Annotated in this window: 12 protein-coding genes; 1 reads left to right on the top strand and 11 read right to left on the bottom strand. The window is 67.8% G+C overall.

What is annotated here, in order from left to right; translation table 11 throughout:
* Positions 1-49: 49 nt before the first annotated feature.
* Positions 50-2,302: a UvrD-helicase domain-containing protein gene (locus tag ACZ48Z_RS07870; RefSeq protein WP_468734932.1), complete on the bottom strand. Its 2,253-nt coding sequence runs from the start codon at positions 2,300-2,302 to the stop codon at positions 50-52.
* A complete protein-coding gene (locus ACZ48Z_RS07865) occupies positions 2,299-9,336 on the bottom strand; it encodes a DEAD/DEAH box helicase (protein WP_468734931.1) in 7,038 nt (2,345 codons plus the stop codon). The genes ACZ48Z_RS07870 and ACZ48Z_RS07865 overlap by 4 nt, the downstream gene beginning before the upstream one ends.
* Positions 9,337-9,631: 295 nt before the next feature.
* Between ACZ48Z_RS07865 and ACZ48Z_RS07860 the strand changes: the two genes are divergently transcribed.
* Entirely contained in the window at positions 9,632-10,672 is a 1,041-nt protein-coding gene (locus tag ACZ48Z_RS07860; RefSeq protein WP_468734930.1) for a beta family protein, read from the top strand.
* Positions 10,673-10,711: 39 nt separating this feature from the next.
* On the opposite strand, the gene ACZ48Z_RS07855 is transcribed toward ACZ48Z_RS07860, so the two are convergent.
* The 9 genes from ACZ48Z_RS07855 to ACZ48Z_RS07815 form a co-directional block, all read right to left on the bottom strand.
* Positions 10,712-12,172, bottom strand: a complete 1,461-nt coding sequence (locus ACZ48Z_RS07855; RefSeq protein WP_468734929.1) for a hypothetical protein — start codon at positions 12,170-12,172, stop codon at positions 10,712-10,714.
* A gap of 21 nt (positions 12,173-12,193) precedes the next feature.
* Complete coding sequence (locus tag ACZ48Z_RS07850; protein ID WP_468734928.1) at positions 12,194-12,703, bottom strand: ATP-binding protein; 510 nt, start codon at positions 12,701-12,703, stop codon at positions 12,194-12,196.
* 118 nt (positions 12,704-12,821) lie between these two features.
* On the bottom strand, positions 12,822-14,234 hold the full coding sequence (locus tag ACZ48Z_RS07845; RefSeq protein ID WP_468735226.1) for a restriction system modified-DNA reader domain-containing protein: 1,413 nt from the start codon (positions 14,232-14,234) through the stop codon (positions 12,822-12,824).
* Positions 14,235-14,280: 46 nt separating this feature from the next.
* Positions 14,281-15,213 carry a hypothetical protein gene (locus tag ACZ48Z_RS07840; protein ID WP_468734927.1) on the bottom strand — a complete coding sequence of 311 codons (933 nt, stop codon included), beginning with the start codon at positions 15,211-15,213 and terminating at the stop codon, positions 14,281-14,283.
* Positions 15,214-15,291: 78 nt separating this feature from the next.
* The gene (locus ACZ48Z_RS07835) at positions 15,292-16,419 is read right to left on the bottom strand and encodes an AAA family ATPase (protein WP_468734926.1); all 1,128 of its coding nucleotides are present in this window, start codon (positions 16,417-16,419) and stop codon (positions 15,292-15,294) included.
* A complete protein-coding gene (locus tag ACZ48Z_RS07830) occupies positions 16,412-17,578 on the bottom strand; it encodes a DUF262 domain-containing protein (RefSeq protein WP_468734925.1) in 1,167 nt (388 codons plus the stop codon). The genes ACZ48Z_RS07835 and ACZ48Z_RS07830 overlap by 8 nt, the downstream gene beginning before the upstream one ends.
* A gap of 191 nt (positions 17,579-17,769) precedes the next feature.
* Positions 17,770-18,285, bottom strand: a complete 516-nt coding sequence (locus tag ACZ48Z_RS07825) for a hypothetical protein (RefSeq protein WP_468734924.1) — start codon at positions 18,283-18,285, stop codon at positions 17,770-17,772.
* A gap of 438 nt (positions 18,286-18,723) precedes the next feature.
* Positions 18,724-19,830, bottom strand: a complete 1,107-nt coding sequence (locus tag ACZ48Z_RS07820) for a hypothetical protein (RefSeq protein WP_468734923.1) — start codon at positions 19,828-19,830, stop codon at positions 18,724-18,726.
* 520 nt (positions 19,831-20,350) lie between these two features.
* Positions 20,351-22,054, bottom strand: coding sequence for a hypothetical protein (locus ACZ48Z_RS07815; RefSeq protein ID WP_468734922.1), 1,704 nt, complete (start codon positions 22,052-22,054; stop codon positions 20,351-20,353).
* Between the last annotated feature and the right edge of the window lie 232 nt (positions 22,055-22,286).

Here is a 22,286-nt window from a genome sequence, read left to right as displayed (position 1 = left end):
CAGACCGTGATCACTCCGCGCTTACCAAGAGTCAACTTAGGCACGCTGCTCACGAAGGCGTGTGATGCAGGAACGGGCTCGGCTTGCCATGCCAGAAGATGTCGAGACTGTCGCGTGCCCGGGTCGCTGCCACGAACAGCAGGGATCGCGCCCGCTGGAGTTCCCTCCGGTAGCGGGCGGGGTCCACCTGACGCAGCTGGTTGACTTGCTCGCGGGGGACCAGACCGTCACTGACCCCGGCGATGATCATGCGCTGGTATTCCAATCCCTTGAACCGGAACATGGTCCCGATGTGAACTCCGGACCCGCCCCGCGCGCCGTCGGCGCCGATCTCAAGGGCGCGGATGCCGTGTTCCGCGAGCGTGCTTCCCACCTCACTCGCCATCAGGTTGGTGGGAACGCAGATGGCGATCCGCTCGTGCGCGATCCGCTCGTCCGGATGGGCGTCCCAGGCCAGGATGTGTGCGGCGATCGCCTCGCGCTCCGACTGCCAGTCGGGGCACGGGTGCATGCCGGGCGCGCCGCCGCTGAGTACGGAACGGTACCCGGCCAGGGTCTCCGAGCTGCCGTCGAGGTCGTCGTAGGTCTCCTCGCCCAGCACCTCCAGCGCGGAACGCAGGATCTGCCGTGTCGTCCGGTAGCTGAGGCTGAGCTTCGCGGACCGTCCGCGGATGTTGATGCCGAGGCTGCCGAGCGTCACCTGGTTCTTGTAGATGCGCTGGTGGGTGTCGCCTACCAGAAACAGGTCGTCCGCCTCGCGGGCCGTCATCGCCCGCAGCATTTTCCAGTGCGCGGGACGCAGGTCCTGTGCCTCGTCGACGACGATGTGCCGGTACCGGTAGCGTAGCCAGCCGCCGGAGCCGTCCTGGAGGTGGATGTTGTCCAGGCCGCCCGCTTCTTCCCGCTGCTGCTCGATGGCGCGGATACGCTGCTCCCGCCCTATCTCCAGGCGGGCGGCGCGCTCGGCCACTTGGTCCCACGTCTGGCGTCCGAGCCGGTCCAGGCGCTGTGTGAAGCGCTCGGTGAGCTGCCAGATGGCTGCCCGTTCCGACCGGCCTACATTCTTGCCCCGCCCGGCGCGGCGTGCCCGGAAGTAGTCGGTGCGGGTGCCGACGGCCTGCCCGAGGATGACCTGCGTCCACTCGTCGTGGAGGAACTCCGCGTCCCAGCCGCTCTCGCCGAGTTCGTCGAGCATCGCCCGCCATTCCCGTACGGCCTGGCTGTCGTCGATGGTCTGCTTGCGGCTGCCGGGCTCGGCCTCCCGTACGACACGTAGCGCGAGCTGGTCGACGTGGCTCACCTCCACCCGCGACAGCAGTTGCTCGCCGCCCAGTTCCAGGAGGCGGGAGCGCAGGTCGGCGGCGAGGTTCTTGTTGTACGTGGTCAGCAGTACGGGCTTGGTGTGACCGGGCGGCAGCTGCGATACCAGGTGGCGGACGCGGTGCAGGGCGACGATGGTCTTTCCGGTACCGGGGCCACCTCCGACCCGAGCGGGGCCGGAGTAGCGGCGTTCGACCAGCTTGGACTGCGCAGGGTGGAGGAAGACCTTCCAGCGGCCGAAGTCCCCGGCCTCCAGCGCCTCGCGCAGCGCGTCGTCGGACGTGGTGACGACCGTGGCGGGTCGCTCGGCGGCCGTCCGGAAGTCTTCGGGGTCGACGGGTTCCGGAGCGGCTACGGGTGCGGTGACCTCGTCCCGCACCTCTTCGAACGGCTTTCCGTCGTAGAGCGCAAGCAGGACCTCACCGGTGAGCTGCGGCGCGTATTCGATCAGCCCAAGAATCTGCTCCTCGGTGGCGAGGGTCCGGATGACCGGCACCAGGGGTTCCGCCACACCCAGTTCGCTCAACTGCGCGTCGCTCCAGGCGGCGAACAGCGGTTGGGGGGAGGGGGGCGGGGCTTCGACGGGCGCGGCCGGGGTGGTGGGCGGTGGCCCCTGAAGCGGAATGCGCCGCAGGATGCTGTCCTCCACCACCTGGAGGTCGACGTACTCGATGCCACCGGTGACGTGGTTGATCCCGTAGGCCAGCCGGTCGTAGACCTCCTTGCGGTGCTTGACCGAGACGATGAGCCAGTCATCTTCGGCCAGCCGGAGCAGCAGAGCCCGGTACTCGTCGTTGATGCGCGCGGACCAGATCCTGCTGTCGCCCTTGAGTTGCTTGAGCTTCAGCCCCGGAGTGCGCGGGTTGTCCTTGAACTTGTGTTGGAAGTCGAACAGGGCGCCCTTGACCGTGCGTGGCAGCCGGAGGATCTCCTTGTCCGCCTTGTCGAGCAGGCGCAGCGTCACGCCTCCGGTCTTCGTCATGCCGACTCCCCGTTCTCGTTCTTGTTCTCGTTGTGCCCGGCCGTGCCGTTGTCCTGCCCACCGTGATCTGCAGGGCCGTTCGGTGTCCGCTCGGCACTGACGCCGAGACGGGCGGCGATCTCCTCCGCCGTCCACTCGCCCGCCGGCCGTACGTCCCAATGGGCGGCGGCGAATGCACGGTCGCGGTCCTGTGCCTCGATGTCGGGGTTCTCGGGCGTGCCCTGTGGCGCCAGAACCACACCGATTCGGGCGGGTGGCCAGGCCAGTTCGGCCTGCCAGCCGTGTTCGTCGAGTTCGAAGCCGTCCTCGGGTGCGGGAACGCCCAGTTCGGCGAGTGCGTGGGCCAGTTCGGCCAGCCCCGCCTCGTCGGGGTCCACGTACTCCAGTACCGCGTCCCAGGCACCGTCGCGCTTCGGCCGGGACTCGAAGGGCGCTTCCTCGGTCGTTCTCGCCGGTACCGCGGGCAGTCCGGTGGTCACAGCCACCGGCGGCAGGCTGTCCGGTTCCCGTTGTGAGCCGTCGGCGGTGGTCGGGATGATGCGGGTCGAGGACAGCCACCCCGCTCCGCCGGTCACGGTGAGCACGTCCGCAGTGAAGCCGTCCAGGAGCGCGGTGGTGAGCTGTGCGCTGTCCCCTCCGCCGTGCTCCAGGAACTGCAGTACGTTGCTCCAGTACAGCCAGGCCTGCCAACGCCGCTTGTGGGTCTTCTCGTCCGCGACGGCGTGGGCGCTGTCGTCCAGGAGCGTGAGTCCCGTCCAGGTGGGTGGCCGGTGCCTCACGTCGGCGACGAGGACAACCCGGCATCCGGACCGGTCCGTCGCCGTCAAAACGCGGAGCGGCCCGTTCGGAGCGTCGGAAACTTCGCCGCGCAGCGCTCCTTCCACGGCCCGCCCGACCATGTCCGCTCGCACCGGTGTGTCCCGAAGGCCCGGTGTCCCGATGAATCCGGCGACGGCGGCCTCGGCCCGGTGGTGCCACCGCTGGGCGTCGGGGGCGCGGAGGTAGGCGAGCAGCAGTTCGGCCGGGTTGACCCACACGGTCTCCGACAGTTCGCCGGGCAGGCCGCCGCGCGTGCGCTCGTAATAGGCGCGTGCCCGCCCCTGTGCTTCCTGGTCGTAGGGCAACCACACCGGATCCGCGGGAGCGACCCCGGCGTATCCCGTGTCGCGGACCCGGTTCCGCCACTCCTTGATGTCGGGGTAGGTCAGTTGGAACACTCGCAGCCCGTCCGCCCGGAGTCGGGCCCGTTTCGTCGCGTCGTCCGCGAGACGGTTGTACTCGGTGCTCGCGTGGTAGCGGTATCCGTCCAGGTAGACGGCGAGCCGCGGGCCCGGTGCGTCGAGCCGCTCGAAGAGGACGTCGGGCCGAGTCCCGTCGAGGACACGCTGTTGCGAAACTCGCCAGCTCACGGTGGTTCCCTCGCCGGTGGTCAGCCGCAGATCCAGCGCGCGGGTGCCCGCCGGCGTGGTGTACGTGTCCGCCGTCGCCCGGGACTCGGGCTGCTTGGCCCACTCCTCCAACATGTCGACGAACATGACCTCGAGGTCACTCTCCGCCTGTCGCTCCAGTGGGATCTGACGGGTAGTCAAGACTGGGACAGTCTGCCAGCATTCGCCGTGGGCGCCGAGGAGTTCGTCCAACATGGACTGCACCTCCCGGCGGGAGACGCGGTCGTAGTCCGACGGGGGCACCCTGCGCAGCAGGCACTGGTGACAGCCGTCCAGCTCCTTCTGCTGGCAGGGGCAGGTGTCGATGACCTCGCGCGCCTTGAGGAGCACCTCGCGGAAACCGTCCGAGGACGCCAGTCGGTGCAGGTAGCCGGTGCCGCCGGGCAACCGGTCGTAGACGACGAGGAAGCGCCGCGGGAAGTCCGAGCCGAGCTGGTCCGGGCTGTCCGGCATGGAGGCGGCGGCGATGTCGATGTGGTCGGGGTCGCCGCCGTAGCGCGCTGCGATGCCGGCGAACAGCGCCGCGGTGAAGGAGGCGAGCCGTTCCCGGGCCCGTGTCACCGAGGCCGGCAGCAGGATCCGTACGGCTTCCGTGGTCAGCTCGTGGGCCAGCAGCAGCGGTACGTCCTGGCCCGCCCCACGCCCCTGCGCGCCGGCGGATCCGTGAGTACGCCGCCGGGGGCACCACAGCAGATGGTGGAAGCTGCCCTTTGTGGTGGCGGCCCCCGATTCGGTCAGCGCGTGCTGTGGCTGGTCGACGACCGGCTTGCCCTCCGCCGTCGCCCCACCGCAGGCGGTGCAGACGTAGAACGGGTTGATCCGTACTTCCTCGCCGGCCAGCGGCACCGTGGAGCTGCCGTCCTGCCGGTCGAGCCCCAGATTCAGCGTTCTGATGACGGCTTTCCGGGAGAAGTCCACGCCGAAGGTCGCCGTTTCGTGCCGCCAGGAGTCGATGGCGAGATGGTCGGGGTCGATGTCCACGGTGGTGAGCACCGCGTACTGTCGGCGGGCCCGCTCGTCGCGGTCGTCCCGCACCCGGGCATCGTCGCGTTTGTCGCGGGCGACGACCCGGCGCGGCTGGAGCACGTACTGGATACAGCCCGCGTCGGCGATCTCCCGTCCGTCGCAGCGCGGGCAGGCCGAGGTGTCGGTCTGCGCGTCCTGCGTGCGCACGTATCCGCAGGAGGGACACAGCCGCCACACCGACCAGGCGCGGCGTTCCGGACTGCCGATGTCGAGGGCGCGCACCACATGCTTGTAGCCGTTGACGTAGAAGCTGTTGCCGGGGGCCAGTTCGGTGAGGGCTGTTTTGCGGGAGCGTTCGTAGTCGCGGGTCTCGCTGCGGTAAATGCGCTCCGTGCCGGTGGGCGGCCTGGCTTCCCTGGGGGCTCCTGTCTCGGACGGGTCGTCGCTGTCCGAGGGGACCTCGGACCAGTACAGGGTGGCTTCCAGCTGGGTCGTGGTGTCGGCCAGGCTGTAGTTCGGAAGGAGCCCCAGTTCGACGAGTGTGCCGTGCGCGCTGGTCCGGCTCAGCTCCCGCAGCAGGTCCCCCGTGCTGCGGCGCTCGGCAAGCAGTTCCCGCCGTTCTCGGTCCTGGACCTCGTCGGTGCGGGCCAGGGAGTCGACGGCCTCGTCGATCGCGGCGATCCTGCGCCGCAGTTCCTCCCGCCGTCCGGTCCAGTCCTCCTCCGCCTCCTGGAGAGCTCGTACGATGCCGCCGATCGCGTACGTTCGTAGTTCGTCGGCCGCATGCGCCGACACTCCGGTGTCGTCACCGTCGGGCGTGACGAGGCCGTCCGCGGCCGGTGCGGGAGCGCCGCTTTCGGGAAACAGGGCCAGGAACTGCTCGACGAGCGTCGCCCCGTGTGTCTGAGCGGCGTCCGCGAGGTCCTGGCACCAGCCCGTCGTACCGAAGAGTGCGGAGGCGAGCCGGGGCACCGGCTGCAGATGCTCGTCGTCCGAGGTCGAGAGGCCGCCGCGAGCAGCCAGGTCCAGCAGCCACGCGGTGTACTGGCGGCGCAGGATCTCCACCGCCGACAGGTAACAGCCGGGCGGCACGATGTCGCCCGCGATCATCTCTCGCGGCTGGTCCAGGTAGTACAGGTCCCGGGCACGGCGTCCGCCGAAGGCGACGACCAGCGCGTTACCCGTCTTGCGTCCCGCGCGGCCCGCCTGTTGCACATAATTCGCGGGGCCCTTCGGCAGCGAGCCGATCAGCACGGCCGACAGGTCACCGATGTCGATGCCGAGTTCCAGGGTGGGAGTGCAGGACAGCACATTGGGGTCGGTGTAGTGCGTACCGGCGCGGAAGGTCCGTTCGACCTGCTCTCGCTGCGCGCGGGTCAGCATGCCGGTGTGTTCGGCCGTCACGACGCGGAAGGTGCCACCGGTCAGGTACAGCCGCCGGTAGTAGTCGTTCGTGTAGTCGCGCTCCTGGAGTACACCGACGCCCGCGGCCGTGAGGCCCCCGCTGCCGCCGTGCGGGTCGGACCCCGCCGAGCGGTGCATCCCCGGTTGCGGCGGCGTCAGGTATCCCTTGCACCGGTAGCGCGGGCACGGATGGCCGTACCAGCGGGTACGCCGCTCCGGCGGCACGACCTGCTGCCAGCCGCAGTCCTCGCACGCCACGAACGCCTTGTTGACGATCGAGTCGTCCAGCAGCCGTACCTGGATGTGGCCGGGCTGGAGGCCGTAGACGCGCGTGGTGCGGTCCTTCGCCGTCCGCACACTGAGCACATGCTCGTCGGCGAGGGCGGGCAGGAGTCGGCGGAGGTATTCGGTGGCCCCGACGGCGTCCAGCCCGAGGCAGCGGCGGGTCCAGTCCTGGAACCATGCCTGTCGGCCGGTGACCACGTCGAACTCGGTCCTGTCCTTCTGCCCGTCCAGCAGGAACCGAGGAGGCGCGACCCCTTCCGGGAAGGCGGGCATGCCGTCGGGCCGCCGTCCGCTGATCAGGAACCGGTCGGAGCCGGCCTCCCGCATCCACTGCTCCAGCCACCGGTGCCGGACCGCGCCGCGCAACCGCAGCCGCTCCAGGATGCCTCGCACGTAGGCGAGATACCGCTCGGGTGTGGGGAGGCCACCCGTCATCACCATCTGGCCCGGCAGCGCGAGGTGCAGATCGCGCGCGAGGTCGGTGACCCGCTCCGGTTCGTCGACGACGACCTCAGCGGCGGCCGTCCGCGTAAGCTCCAGGGTGCGGCCCAGCCGTGACCGCAGCCCGAACTCCATGATCGTGGCGAACGCCAGCCGTTCACCGATCAGCCGCCAGGTGCGGGCGTCGCCGGTACCGCGGCCCGACAACACCCGGTCGACACCCGGCTCGTCGTGCAGATCCGGGGGTACGACGGCGGCCAGCGCGTCGGGGTCGTCCACCGAGTCGAGTACGTTGCCGATCAGGTCGTTGAGCGCGGTCGCCGCTCCGGATTCGTCGAGGTTGTGCGCGAGCAGCGACCTGAGTGAGAACTTGTACGAGGCGTTGGCGACGTATCCAGCGCGGTGCGCGGCGTCCTGCGTGGAGTCGTTGAACAGCAGTGTCTTGCGTTCCTCCGGTACCAGCGCGATGTCCCCGCCTGTGAAGAGCTGGGTGACCGTGGCCGAGGCCAGCGCCGCCTGTGCCGTACCGAGGAACCGGATGCTGTTGTCGGTGTTGCACGCCGGACAGCGGTCGTCTTTGGCTGCCTTGTCAGCGGTCTTCTTGTCGAGCAGCGCGAGCGCGAACCAGGCGTCCACCAGGTCTCCGTCGTCTCCTGCTATCGGCAGCCGGTAGGTGCCTTGCGCCCCATCGAGTACCACGACGGAGAGGGGGTCGACACCGCTGGCCGCGGGCAGTCGCCCGGCAAGCGCGTCGAGTGCCTGTCGCCGCTCAGGCTCGGTCGCGGAGATGAAGTAGCGGATGCGGCGCTTGTCGCGGCCGACACCGGCCCGCCAGATCCGGTCCTGTGCCATGACGAGCTGCTGCGGATCGGTCTCGGGTGACAGCGCGGCCCAGCCGGAACGCCCACACGCGCGGCAGTACACGGCGGGCAGATGCACCTGCGCGGGGCGCACCGCAGTGTCCGTCCCCGCCAGGGGCTGCGGCCGGTTCGCTCCACCCGAGGACCCGTTGCCCGCGGAGGTGCCGTCCTCCTCGTCCGAGGGCGGCGCCGCGGCCAGGGCGGCGCGGCGGGCCTGCGCGCGGTCGTCTTCGTACCAGCGGAACTCCGGTGTCTGGCCGACCCCGCGCAGCACGCGCGTGACCGGCCGTACCCAGAGATGGGCCTCCACGTGCAACAGAGGACGCGGACGCCGTTCGTCGGAGTCGGGGTCCCGGGCGGCGGATAGCAGGGCCACGAAACGGGACAGGGCTTGCAGCACCAGCTGCGGGTTCTCCCGGGCGGTGCGCCCCCAGGCGTATCCGAAGCGCGCGAGCCGGTCCCGTAGGCCCCACTCGTCCAGCGGCTCGCCGTCGAGCAGCGCGAGCACACCCTGTGTGAAGTCGTGTCGCTTCAGCAGACGGCCGATACGGAACGCGTCGAGGCCCTGCCGCCCCAGCATGCGGGCGGCGAGCCCGTCCAGGTCCAGCAGGTCCGGCTTCGCCTCCACGCCGACGCCACCCGACGCCGCGATGACCTCCTGCGGGGTGGGCGGCTCGGGAAGCGCGTAGTCGACCTCGCCGGTGAACTCCTCGGCGGTCATCCGCTCCTCACCGATGACCGCGTCCGCCGTGAACGGCATGCCGAACACCTGCGCCGCCACGTCCAGGATGCCCCCGGCGGACGTGCCCGCCCGCCCCGCCCCGAGCGTCGCGGAGGTCGCCACGGGGCAGATCCGCCCGAGCGGCCGGTCCGGCCGGCTGGCTCCGACGGCCGTCGCCAGCCGGCGCAGCAGCATGGCCACGTCGGTGCCCTGTGCGCCGTCGTAGGTGTGGAATTCGTCCAGCACCACGTACGCGACGTCGGCGCCCTCCCACAACGCTCGGTCCTCACCGCGCTGCAGGAGCAGGTCCAGCATCTTGTAGTTGGTGATCAGTACGTCAGGCGGGGAGACGCGCATCTCCTCGCGCCGTGTCATGACCCGCCGGAAGTCGGTGTCCGGCCGGTCGCCGATGTACAGCCCCGCGGTCACCTGAGCGAGGTCGGGCGCGGTCAGGTAGTCGCTGATGCGGCCCGCCTGATCGGTGGCGAGCGCGTTCATCGGATACAGCAGGACGGCCTTCACGCCGCGCCGCCCGAGAGCCTTCTGCCGCCGGCAGTGGTCGAGCACCGGCACCAGGAACGACTCCGTCTTTCCGGAACCCGTGCCGGTCGTCACGAGTGTCGGCTCGGCCTCCCTGCCGCCCAGTGTGCTGAGCCGCTGCCACGCCTTGGCCTGGTGCCGCCACGGCGTGAAGCCGGGCCGCCACTCCAGATGCCGCTCCCACCCGTCGTCCGCCTTGTGGAACGGCGTCCTGATCCGCAGATACGGTCCTCGGAAGATCCCCGACTCCGGGTCCCCCAGGAACCGCTCCAGCGCTCGCCGGGTGTCGTCGTCGGCCAGCGCGTAGGTCGTCGTGAGGTACTGCGTCAAACTGCCCCGCAGCTGTGCGGCGGCCAGAGTGGGTTTCACGACGCTCCCCTTACGTCTGCGGATCCCAAGGCGCTTTTGTGGCAGCGGGCGCCCCGTGTGGTGCGGATCAACCGTATAGGGCAGGTCGGACAGTGTGTGATGGGGCTGGTACACCAACGGACCGTTCCCGCCGCAAGAGCCGGTGACAGCCCTGTCCTTCGCCCCAACTGTGGCTGATTGGCGCCCTTTCGGGCTTTCCTTGCTGGTTTCACCCTGAAGGAAAACGAGGGAAGCGCGCAGAACGCAGGAAAGCGAAGGAAGAACCGAGCACGGGCAGCGCCAAGGGGGGAACGCCATGTCCGTACCGCTGTACGTCCCCGTTCTGCCGACCCGGCCTCACGCGGCAGCCGCCTACCGCACCCTGGCGCCGGACGTACAGCGTCAGGTCGCTCCGCTGTGGACACTGCCTCCCCGCCCCGGCATGCTGCCGAAACCACTGGCCGAACGCATCGCCAAGGAGGCCGGTGCCATCTCCACCGCACAGCGCCTCGGCACCGGTTGGCTGGACGCGCCCTTCGCCGACGAGGACGAAGCAGCGGTCCTGGCCGACGTCCTTACCCCCGACTGGTGGGACCACCGCAACCTGCGGCCGGTCACGGGACCCGGGCGGCCCGACGCCCAGCAGTCACTCGCCCTCGCCGCGGCCCGACACCGCGAGGACGGACTCGGTATCCGCGTACGGCTCCCCGGCGACTGGAACGACCGCACGGCCTCGGACGTCGCCGAGCTGCTCGACCGGCTGCCCACGGGGTGCCCCGCGGACCTCTTCCTCGACCTCGCCACGGTCCTGCCCGACCGCCCCGACGCCGCCAAGGAAGCCCTGCGCGCCCTGGACACCCTGATTCAGCTCACCGCCTGGCACACCATGACCGTCGTGGCGGGCGGATTCCCCGAACCGCCCGACGACTTCAGGGAAGGCGTTCCGTACGAGGCCCCGCGCACGGACTGGGAGACATGGCACGAGATCCGGCACAGCGAACGCTCGTACCTGCCCCGACTGCGCTACGGCGACTACGGGATTCATCCCGCCACGTACGTCACCCAGACGCCGCCCGCACGCGGCGGAGGCCCGCCGTGGGGCATCCTCCGCTACACCACCGCCCGCTCCTACCACTTGTCCAAGGTGCCGCACGGCAGGCAGTACGACGACGCCAACCGGGAGGCCGCCAGGTGCTTCACCGGTCTCGTGGAATTTCGCGGCTCGAAGGCGAGTGCGGGGGAGAGCTGGCTGCGGGACCGGTCCCGAGGTGCTGTAAGCACGGGTGCTCACACGACTTGGAACAAGATGGGGAACATTCAGCACATGACGTTCGTGGCCCGGAGTCTCGATGGCTGAGTGGTCTGCGCCGATCCGGATGACCGACCACTACGGGGATCAGGACTCGGGAAACGTCTGCTGGCCGGGAATGGGCGGAGTGGACCGGCGCTGCCTGCGCAAGCGGTTTGCGAGCGTTTTGTCATAGCCCTGGGAGTGGTTGCGCTTGTGCCGCTCCTTCACCGTCTTGCGCAACGGGTCGGTGGCCCGCTCGACGGCGAGGACGACGGACATCTTGTCTTCCTCGGCCCGTTGCGCTCCGAGTTCCGCGAGTTGTTGGATCGTCGTGCCGACGGTGCCCACCAATCCGTTCTTGATGAGTGTGGTGAACTCCGTGTTGGTCAAATAGCGGTCGACCTGTGGATATCCGAGCCGTCGTCCACCGTTGGGGCCCAGCGTGGCGTAATCGTTCAACAGCAGCCGCACGTAGGGCACGGACAGGTACATGCCCGGAGCAGGGCCCGGATCGATGGTTTCCGTCAACGGCCAGTAGGCGAGCTTCACGAAGCATGGGTCGGGACCCAGGCGCCACTCGTGGGGCATGCCTGCCGGGCGGCTGAGGGCTGCCACCCTTTCCAGCCGGTCCAGTTGGCTCAACAGCCGCTTGTCGACACGGATCCATCGTTCTCTTGCCTCGTGTGGCAGGCGCTTGTACTGCACCAGCACGAAGCTTTGCGTGGCCTCGTGGTAGTAGATCATGTCGGTGCCGAGGCGGGTTTCGACGTCGGTTGCGTTGACATTCGCGATCTCAATACGGCGGCCGAGGTGCTCGAAGACGCGGATGCCGCATCGGAAGGAGGAGCCCAGAGAGTTCTCCTCGTACGGGTACCCCATGGACTGGAAGACATCGTCTCCGTCGAAGAAGTGGTGCATGTCGTAGTCGATCAGCGATGGCTCGTATGGTTCTGCGATCAAACCGGCCAGGACTGGTTCGTGACGACCAGCTGGGCGTCGCCAGGCGGCGAGCCGCGCTGGCGGAATTCCGCCGGTAACCAGAGCCAGCCGGGCGGCTTCGAGCTGCTCTTGCCATGATGCGTCCTCGGGCCGACCCTGCGGATCGAGGCGTTCCGGCGTGGCTGCTTCGCCGAGGAATTCGAGCAGTAGGCGCAGCTTCTCGTGTTGCTGGGCGAGAACCGTGAGGAGAGCTTCGGAGATCGTGTCTTCCAGGACTGTGACTTCTCTTCTCGAAGCTGCAGAGAGCGCATCCCGTACACCGAGCGGCAGTTGCTGCCCGACGGAGTGCATCGACACGGGAACCGGGCATTCCCGCAATAGGTCCACGGTCACTCGAGAGTCGACTGCCGCCACCTTCTCTCCGCGTGGCTGTCGTACAACTCCCAGCCAGACCAGTGGGGACGCCTGGTCGGCTTCGGACTGCCGTCTGACCAGCAGAGTGATCTGAGGTCGAGGATCGCGTGGTAGTGAGGCGGCGGCGACAGTTTTGGTGAAGACCTGCTTCAGCCGTAACTCCATGTCTATTCGGTTGAGTTGGTCTTCACTGAGCGCTACGACGTAAACCATGCACGGAGAGTACGCGAGGCATCACGGGTACTCGCGTGTGGGTGAATGGCCGGTGAGAGGGCACCGCACCTCGGCCCACACTGTCTTACCGGGAGCGCCGTGGCGCGATGCGGTCCCCCACTCGTCGGCCAGCGCGGCGACCAGCATCAGGCCCCGGCCGGACTCTGCCTCGCCAGGCGGTTCGTTGGGGGATAGCGTCGGTACGCGTTCCGCGCGAGTGTCGGACACCTCAACCCGAAGAGCCTCCTCTCCGGCGATGAGCCGCACCTCGAAGTCCCGTCCAGGCACGTGACCGTGGCGCACGGCGTTGGCGGTCAGCTCAGCCGTGATGAGGGTCAGCGTGTCGTTGGCGGTGGACGTGTGAGGGTGCCCCCACGCGTCAAGCCGGTCCGCGACCAGGCGGCGGGCGAGGCGGGCACCGCGAGGAGTCGAGCTGAAGCGCATCGTGAACTCGTCCTTCCAGGTGCCCACTTCTGCCGCACCACGCTTCGCGGTCGCTGCCATGGAGGTGGGGGAGTGCTCACTGTTCATGACGCCCACGCTGCCGGGTGCTCCCTGCTGTGCCCAGGCCCGACGCGCACACAGCCACGCGCCGTAGGCGACGGTGTGTTTCGTGTACGCGGCGGTGTGCGGCGGTGAGTTCCTGGATCTACTCCCCGTACTCCCTCAGCAGCTTGTTGAGGTTGCGGATCTTGTCCACGTCCCCTTTCGGCAGGGGATCGCTGCTGTTGAAGTGCATGACGTTGTTGCGGATCCTGCGGATCTCCTCAAGCCATGCGATGAACACCTTGCGGTCGAGCGGCCATCCGAGTTGCTCCCACAGAACGGGGTTCTCCAGTACGCGTTGGTAGTCGCCGACGGTCATGTCGCCGAAGGAGGTGACGCGTTCGCCATCCGGGTCGCAGAGTTTTGTGACCTCGGGCAGGGTGAAGGCCCCCGCGATGACCTGCCGCAGCCTGCGGTCCATCTCCCCGATCAGGAGGAAATGTCCGGCCAGATCGCCGTAGGCCCGGGCCACGTCTGCTGCGGTGACGATGCCGGCGATGGCGTTTCGCTGGTCTCTGACGAGGACGAAGTCGTGCTCGGCCAGTGTGGGGAGGACATCGATCAGGTCGTGGTCGTAGCGGACCTCCCGTGCGTCAACGATGGCCTGGGAGAGATGGGCGCCGGGATCGGCATGCCGGGCGCGGGCTATCGATTTCCACGAGACGGATCCCCGCAGGTTGTGGGGACCGGCGAGGACGGGCAGTTGGGAGAAGTCGTGGAGCACCATCAGCGTGATGATCTCCTCGAAGGTAGCCGTCGGCTTGACACTGACGACGCCGCCGAGAGCGGACGGCAGGGTGCCGACGGTCAGCCCGGCCTCACGCGATTCCTGTTCTTCGGCCGCACTCGCCGAAACGGTGATCGTCGCTGGAGACTCGGTGAGAGGAATGTCCTTGGTGTCTTCTTCCGCGGCCTTGACCAGGTGGACCGTGGCGGTCAGGGGGATTTTGTCGAATTCGGGTGAGGTGATGAGGCTGTGGTTGGCGAGTTCGGCCTCGATCTGCTCGTTAACAATTCCTCGGCCTGTCGCGCCCCACCAGCCCAGTAGTTCTTGCACGGAAAGAGTGAACGGACTTCCCGCCTCGGCCGACTCGCGGGCCTTCTTCAGCCGGGCATGGCGCTCCCTGGGAGAAAGCGACGTCTGTTGCTCCTCCTCCGGTTCCGTGGGGTCGGCTTCCTCGGCGGCCCGGTCCAGCAGCTCTTGGCGCAATTGCGTCAGGAATCTGCCGTCGTCCACTTGCCACGCCTCCCACCCGTCGAACGACCCATACCCGACGGCGACCATGGCCGCCTTGGACGGCGAGCGGAACTCCTCCCCGTCCGCCAGCCGGATCCATCCTCGAGACGTGACTGTGGCCTCGTGCTTCTCGCCCATCCGGGGCCGAACGAACGACAGATGCTCGCCCGCCACGAGAAGCCCGGCGCTGAGCAGGTCGAAGAGGGTCACCCGGCGTCCGTCCAGGAGGTAGCTGGTGCGGGCCTGCGTCTCTGCGGGACCGGGGGTGGAATCAGTCATGTCACCTGCGCCTTTGCTGGTGGAGAGGGAGCCGGGAGTGTCTGTTTCAGAGATGGCGCCCGATGTGAGCGATGCGGATGGCTTTCTCGTCGTGAACGAGCCGGAAGTAGATGCGCCCGGCGCCGCGGTTGAGGTTCCCATGAAGCTCGAAGCAACGGCTCTCGCCGTCCTGGTCCTCCCAGAAACGGTTCCTGCGGGCGTTCTCATGCTCCGGTCTGATGTTCGGGGCTTCCCAGTGCGGGCCGGTGGGGGAGGTGACCGGGTCCCATGCTGCCGCGCTCGCCTGAAGCTGGCGCAACAACTGGCGCGCACCTTTGAACCACCTCGGGTCCAGGTTCTCCAGATCGTCCTGCACTCGGTCGAGGAACTGGAGGTTGGGGAAGAAGTCAGTTCGGCCCGCCCAGAGTTCAGCTCCGTTTGAGAGGCGGTCCAGTCCCTCCCGGAGGATCCACGCCTCGTGTTCGGCGAGGTGTGCCTTCTGAGAGGTGTGCCGGACCTTGTCCGTGTACTCGTCGGCGACGATGTCTCCGGGCTCAGGCCCCTCCGACAGCTCTTCGATGTCCAGATCCACCCAGGCGGTGTCCCAGTCTGGCGCCAGCGGCAGGCTGAGGGCGAGCCCGTCAGCCATCAAGGCCGCGCGGAGCCCCTGGACGTCGACTCCCTTGAAGCGGTGCCATATGTCGTCCCGCTCGTGCGCTGCCGCTGCCTGAAGGGCGGCTGTGAAGGTGACACAGCGGTCGCGCATCCGATCGAAGTAGAGAACTTCTTCCTTGTTACGGGGGTCATTGCGCCACTGCGCGTAGTAATAGCCTCGCGCGAGTTCTGACTCGCTGAACGGCTCACGCGTGGCGAGGCTGATGCCGCGCTGGCGCTGTAATTGCCTGAGCACTCCTACGAAGGCGCGCATTCCCTCCGCGACGTCGTCCACCCGGCACTCGGACGCACAGGACAGCTCGTTTAGAAACACATGCAGCGGCACGCCCCACCCCATTCTCGTTCCGCGCCAACGGCCCCGACCCCCCCCCCCGGGGCACGTTCGTTGACTTCGTGTGCCTACTCAGTCGAGCAGTTGGTCGAGGGAGTTCTCCCACTCGTCGAAGAAACCCTTCGGCCACTCGGAGAGCCGTCCGTCGACCCCGATGACTGGGCTGACGACCTCCGAGGTCTGATCCTTGCGACGGAAGTAGTGCACGGCGGTAGCGTCGGGGCTCAGCAGCTCTTGCTTGACGCGGAGTCGCAGTCCGTTGAGTACGTGGTCGCTGTGCGTCTCCATCACGATCTGCGCCCCGCTCGCGGCCGCCGCGCTCGCCAGGTACGCCATCCAGGTCTGCCCCTGCGGGTGCAGGTGCGCCTCCGGATTCTCCAGCAGGATCAGCGTCCCCGGCTTGGCCGACAGACAGGCCACGACGATCGGCAGGACGTACGTGAGCCCGAACCCGACGTTGGTGGGGCGGTACCGGTTGGACTGGGAGACACCCGATCCGAAGCGGTAGCTCAGCCGGACAGAGTCGGTGCCGTCGATGCCGGCCGCCTCCAGGCTTACCCCGGGGCAAAGTTTCTGCATCCAGGCTTCTGTCTGACCGAGCAGCGTGACGGAGGTGGAGTCCGGGACGAGGAGCGCTGACGCTTCGACGGTGTCGTCCTGGTGAGCGCGCAGGTAGTTCACGGTGTGCTCACCATGCGCGCCGAGGAAGCCGCGGGTGGACACGGCGTGGTGCGAGCGCGGGTAGCTGACCTGGGGTGAGACACGGTCGGCTTTCAGGTACTGGAAGCCCGGCCCGAAGAGGGTCGGTAGCAAACCGGCAGGATTCCGGCTGTCCCTGTCCTCGTCCTGCAGCAGCTTCAGATGGTCGGCTTCCCGCTCGTACACGGCCCTCCACTGGATGGAAGCGCCGTCACCACGCACCGCGAGCGCGATGTGCGGACCGGTCTCGTCATACGACTCGTGCCGTACGTCCTGCCCGATGCCGAGCTGTACCAGCTCCTCGTTGAGCAGTAGCCCGGCCTCGCCGCCGCCGACTGGGGCAAGGTCACCGGACTCGAAGGACTGCCGTAGCAGCGCCAGGGACTGGAGTACGGAGCTCTTGCCGGAGGAGTTGAGTCCCGTCAGCAGGGTGAAGTGGGCCAGACGGAGTTCCTGGTGGGCGAACGCCTTGAAGTTGGTGAGAGTGAGCGACTCAAGCATCCGTGGACTCCAACACCTCGCGGAACAGGTCCGTCATTGACTGGAAGCGGTAGTTGACCTTGTTGGCATCGCCGGTGCCTGAGGAGATGGCGTCGTAGAAGGCCGGATCCTCCATCAACCTCTGGAACTTCACCGCGACGGTGTCCGCGCGTTCGGACAGCGCCTTGGCCTCTTCCGGTGTACACCGAGCCAGGGTCACGGCCTGCACCTCGAAGAGTGCCTTGTTGATCGGATAACGACGTACCGATGGCCCGAACCGCTTGCGGAACGCCTGGTCACCGAAGACCCGCTCGCTGTCGACCATGGCGAGACAGAAACGGGCTTCCAGGTTCTCCAACTCCGCCGGAGTGAGCTTGTTGATGCGGTGCATCGCCGCGCGCAGGAAACCGTCGAAGTCCTGGGTGACATATCGCCCGGGCCGAGTCAGCCAGAACGCCAGAAAACGCAGGCACAGTTCTCGATCCGCCATGCGGCTGGGGGAGACACTGCCTGCGGTCGCGGTGAGGAAGAAGGGGCTCGCGGCGAGCCGGGCCAACAGATCTCGTGCAGCGCCCGGAATGAGCGCGTGCCGAAGCTCTTGCTGGGAGAGGGGCAGACCGCCGGTGTTGATCCGCGTGAAGATGTTGAACCGAGCCTCTTCGGGCGTGCCCTTCCGGATGAGCAACAAGGACAGCTCGGTCTCCAGGATGCGGGTCTGCATGCGCCCCGGCAGGTCCTCGAACGTCTTGTCGTTGTAGTCGAGGTACTCCAGATTTCTCAGCACCAGGGGTTCCAGCCCGGCGGCCTCAGGCTTGACGAACCGGACGATGGTGGTGAGCCGCTGCACGCCGTCCACAACGGTCCAGGAGTCGTCGGCCTCCTCCGCCACATAGATCGTGGGCAGCGCGATGCGCAGGAGAAGCGACTCGATCAGTCTGCTCTGGGCCGTCTCGTTCCAGATGCCGGAGCGCCGCTGGAAGTCGGGTTGCAGATCGATGAGTCCTCGTTTGAGGCGCTGAAGCATCAGGTCGATGGTCGTCGCGCGCGGATAGACGTCAATCAGTTCCGGGTCGAACGGCGCCCGGTGGCTCGGACCGAGGTCCTCCGCTTCGATGCCGGCGCTGAGTCCGGTGTCGGTCAGTTCGACGAGCGGTTCGTCGTTCCGCGGTGTCGCGGACACGGTGGACGCGGGGTCCGGTGACGACTGTTCCGGCTCCGGCCCGGGAGCGCTGCCGACCAAGATGTGCCCCTCCGCATACGTACATACCGCCCATGAATCGAACGTGTCCGTACAGTAGCTGATCGACTACGGCCAGCGCCCTGCGTTCCGCCCGGAAGAAGCCGCGCTGTTAAGGCAGCACCCGGCTGGACTCAGCGGCCGATACCGCCATGGTGGGAACAGGTTCCGCGGCCGGTGGATCCGGAGACCCAGCCGTCGCGGCACACGGCTCCGGGAAGGGCAGGCGCGGGCGTCGGAACTGCGAGGGTGGCCAGCGGCGTTGATGTGGCCGGTAGCGGTGGCAAGGTATTGACGGCGGTCCAGCAGTTTCCTCGGTCACCGATCCAATAGGCCTGAGGTGCGGTGTCCGGACAATCCCCGTACGGAGTGCCGGCGGGTACGAGGCCGTGTTCCACGAAGAGGTCTACCGCCGTGTCCAGAGCACTTGCCGGGGCTTTCGTCGGAACGACCTCACGCTTCACCTCGACGAGGCGGACAGCCACCCCGCGGCCGTCGGTCGGCCGTACCCCGTAGGCCGTCCTCGACATGGTCGCCGAGGCCCTCACGTGGCCGAAGTAGGTGTACTCAGTGGCGAGCGAGTGCTGCTCGGAGTCGATGAACTCGACGGTGACGTAGTAGTTGGCTTCGCTCGTGCCGGTGTTCTTCACTGTGATGTCCACAGCGCTCATGCCCGAGTCCGCGTCCGAGCACCGCACGCCACCCAACTCGACCTGGCGTGAGGGCCCGGATGTGCGTATGGGGTGGGCTGAGATGTCGGAGGCGACGGGTGGACAGGCGCCGCTCTCGGCCTGACCGGTGCTCGGCTGAGCCGAGCAGCCGGTGGCGAGCAATAACGCGACTACGGTGACGACCGACGACCTCACGCTTTCCACTGGTGGCCCCTATCGCTGTCCGGCCACCCTGGAGGACAACTGCGTACGTTGGCGCCAGGGAGGGGTTTCCATGTCTCTGTCTGCCTATGCAGCGGCCTTCGCTGCCCGACGACCGGCGGCTGGGTCCGTCATGTCGTACACGCTGTCAGGCTATCCATGGGGTCTGACCATTCATATGGCCTTGCCTTTGCACGAGCGGCCCAGGTGTTCGGCTCAGCACCACCGGGAGTGGCGGCAGCCGCCCCAGCCACTCCCGCCGGCCGAGCCGTTCGACGAGCCACCTGAGCTGCTTGAGCCACCCGAACTTCCGGTCAGGCCGTCCGGGAAGGTGCTGTTGCGGTTCCGGTCGCCGGGGAACGGGTCGTGGTAGTCCGGGTCCCAGTCGTGGTCGCGGTCGGGCAGCTCCGCCGATCCCTTGGCCTCCCCTGCATGCGCGGGACAGTCGTTCACCGGCGCGGACAGCCACAGCGTCACTGACGGGCTGTCGGTGATCGGTTCGTCGCGGGTCGGATCATGTGCGCACACCTGCCACTCGTCGTACTGACCCTCGTCGGGAAGAGTGTCGTTGCCGTAGCTCGTGCTCGCATAAGTGCGGTCGGACGGGATGTCGAGAGTGGCGAGCTTCTTCTGCGCCGTCTTCCAGGTCGCACCGACCAGGTCCGGCATCTTCGGCCAAGGGATGGGGCCGCCGTCCCTTGCGGGGCACGGGGCGCCGGTCTGCACTGCTCCGAAGTCGATCGTGCTCGTGCCACCCGACGATGTGCCGACCTGCTGAAAGCAGACGGTCCAGTTGGAGCGCATCCAGATGGCGTTGTTCTGGTCGGACGCGTTGTGGTCGCCGACGGTGAAGCCGTCGGCCCGTGCCCTGTCCTGAGCCTTGTCCAGCCGCAGGCCTCGGTAGTCGGGGACCGCCGGATCGGGCTTCGCCTTTGCTGCCTGCCCGTCCTCCGTCGTGCCGCTCGGGGATGGGGAAGGGGAGTTGACCGAGCCTCCGACGTTTCGCGCTTTCGCGTCTGGCCCCGCCACAGTGACCGACGCCGTGTCCTGGGGTGTCGGCGGCAGGACAGCCCCGAACAGGACCCCGGCCGCGACAGTCGCGGCCGCCTTCCATCGCTTTCGCCAGGCATTGCCCCACCACAGAAGGAAGACCGCAACCAGCAGCATGAGGAACCCGAGGAACGTGTTGAGCCACCCGAGCAGAGGTACGGCCAGGACGAAGCCGCCGCGTGCCCATCCGGTTCTCCACCAGGGCGTGGGCGGTACGGGAGGCGGATCGGTGGGCGCCGCCGGGGAACCTGGGACGGGTGCGAGGCGAGGCATGGCAGGGCCCTTTCGAAGAGCGGCAGTTGGTTCGTATGGCGGTGATCCGTACGACTGGCGGGACCGCTTGCGGGCCATGGATCGTAGTGAGCAGCGGGGCGCTTCCCGTGCCCGTGGAGAGGGCTGAGAGGGGCTGCGTAGTGGGCCCGGCTGCCCGCCGACGGCAGGTGGAGAAGTGCCCCACCGCGCGCGATCCAGGGGGGCAAGGCGGAAGTCGACCAGCTCGGGGACAGCGCATTTGCCCAGCTCGGCACCGGGGTGCGGGGTCCCGTGCCCTGGTCCTATGCGGTGTTCTTCAACGCCCTGCGGGAGACAACCCACCCACCGAACCGGGCTTACTCAACAGCGAGTTGCGACGCCACTCGTTCGAGGTATGGGAGCTTCGGTCGGTGGTGCGAGCTGGGTACGTTCGCGGCAAGCAACCACAGCCCATGTCAATTGGCTCGCTCGCCCATTCGGCGTCACCGGTCGTGGCCTCGGATCCAGTCGGGTCCGTGGACCTCGGGCCCATATTCTCGCCCTACTTGGCCGCCTCGATGGGGATGTGGCGCCGCCGTTTAAGTTCATCGCGTTCAGCGTCAGGGATCGTCATCGACTCGGCGAGCACGGCGGCGAGCGCGTCCACTTGAGCGTTGTCGATGTCAGCCTGGAAGAGCCACCGGATGTTCTCGTCGCGCGTGATGACGTCGATGGCCAAGCGCGTGTTCTTGTCCTGTGTCGTCGCCGCTCGGACGTATCGCACGTGGTCGATCGGGATGACCTGACGGATCTCGCCTTGCTCGAGGAACGTGTTCGTCCTGGCCGTGATGATGCGGCGATCCGTGACGGCGACCAGTGTCTTCGCCGCGGTCTTGTCCCTCGCCGCCGCCAGCTTCTCCTTCGCCCCGCCGAGGATCGCGGAAATCGGACCGAGGGCATCGAGCTGGTCGGGGAAGCCGAGGACACGTACGGTCTCACCGTCCTCGAGGAACCATTGCAGGATGCGGAGGTACGGCTTGGAATCCAGCGATGTGGGTGCGCAGACGACGTCCGGAGCCTCGAGCGGAGGGGCCGGCGGATGGAGAGCGTCGGCAAGAGGCTCGATCGCCTCCAGAAGACGGGCGGAGACGTCGCGGGCTGCCTTCACGTCCTTCCGCTTCCCGGGCAGCGGCCATGCGTCGGGTCCTGGGAGCTCGGCGATGATCCGCAGCTCTCGCGTCAGCGCGCCGACGAGGCTCGTCGTCTCGGCGAGAGCGGAGTCGAACTCCGCACGGGTGTCGCGCGCGATGACGTCGACGAGCCGTGCCTCGTCAGCGTCTTCGCGTCCAGTTGCTCTCGCCCTCCCGGCGCGGAGCGCCTGATACCCGGTCCATGCCTTGAGGGAGGACATGAGGGCGTTGGCGTCGAAGACGATTGCCTCGGCGTTCGACTGGAGATACTCCCGGCGGCGACCCGGGTCGGTCTCGTCGATCTGTCCGACGTGACCACGGACGTTCAGCCGGTACAGCTCAAGCTGCTTACGCAGCGACGCCTCACTACCCGCGACATTGTCCCACAAGGAGGTGGGGACCGATTCGATCTCCCGCGCCTGGTCGACCGCGCGATCGATGGTGGTGACGAGCCCCGTCAGTTCGGTCCACTGCTCGTTGCGGATGGCCGCGAGCACCTGGCGTGTCAGCGCGATGTTGGTCTTGACAAGGCCCGTGACCTCGTTCAGCTGCATCTGAAGGCCGACCATGGCCAGCGCCGGTCCGATCGAGGCCGCGGTCTGTGCCGTGCTCACCGTAGCGACGGGGAGGAGGCGGGCCTGATGGACGATTTTTCCGTTGGCGAACACTGCTCCGAGGTTCGCACCGTCCTTCACGGTGAGCGTTGCGCCGGCATTCAGCCAGGCCTGTGTCCCGGCGCCGAGCCTGTAGAGCCCCTGCACGCTGGCGAATGCGTGTCCGAGGTTGCCGGCCACGGTCGCCGTGTTCCCGATCGAGGCGAGCACGGTGGAGATCTGCTTGCGGTCGGTGGCCGACACGATGCCGAAGTCGAGGAGATCGGGCTTCAGTTCCGCTGGAACCTCAACGCCACAGACGACAGCAACTCCTGGAATCACCTCCACCAGGACCGTCGATACCGTCGTCGAGTTGATGTCCGAGTCGGGTGTCGGATCGTCCACAGCAGGTGAGTCGGCGGTATTGCTCCGACCGTTCTCCTCAGGCTCGGCGATCTCCATCGAGTCCGAAAGGTCCTGCATGCGATTCCTCCCCCAAGAGCGCGCAACGGCCGGACATCGTCGGCGTTCGCTGCCGAAGTCTACGGCTCGATACGCTGCGGGCCCGCTCGAATCCATCAAGCTGATCCCGGTCCTGCCTGGTGCCAGGAATGGGCGCGCCCGGCGCGCGGGACCGCTTCCGTGCCGCCCGAAGCCGCCTGGGAAATTTCCCTGTGGGCGGCGTCCCAATGCCTCGCGATTCCCTCCTCGCAGG

It is taken from the genome of Streptomyces sp. NPDC031225, assembly GCF_055570355.1.
This window is presented reverse-complemented; position numbering and strand designations above follow the sequence as displayed.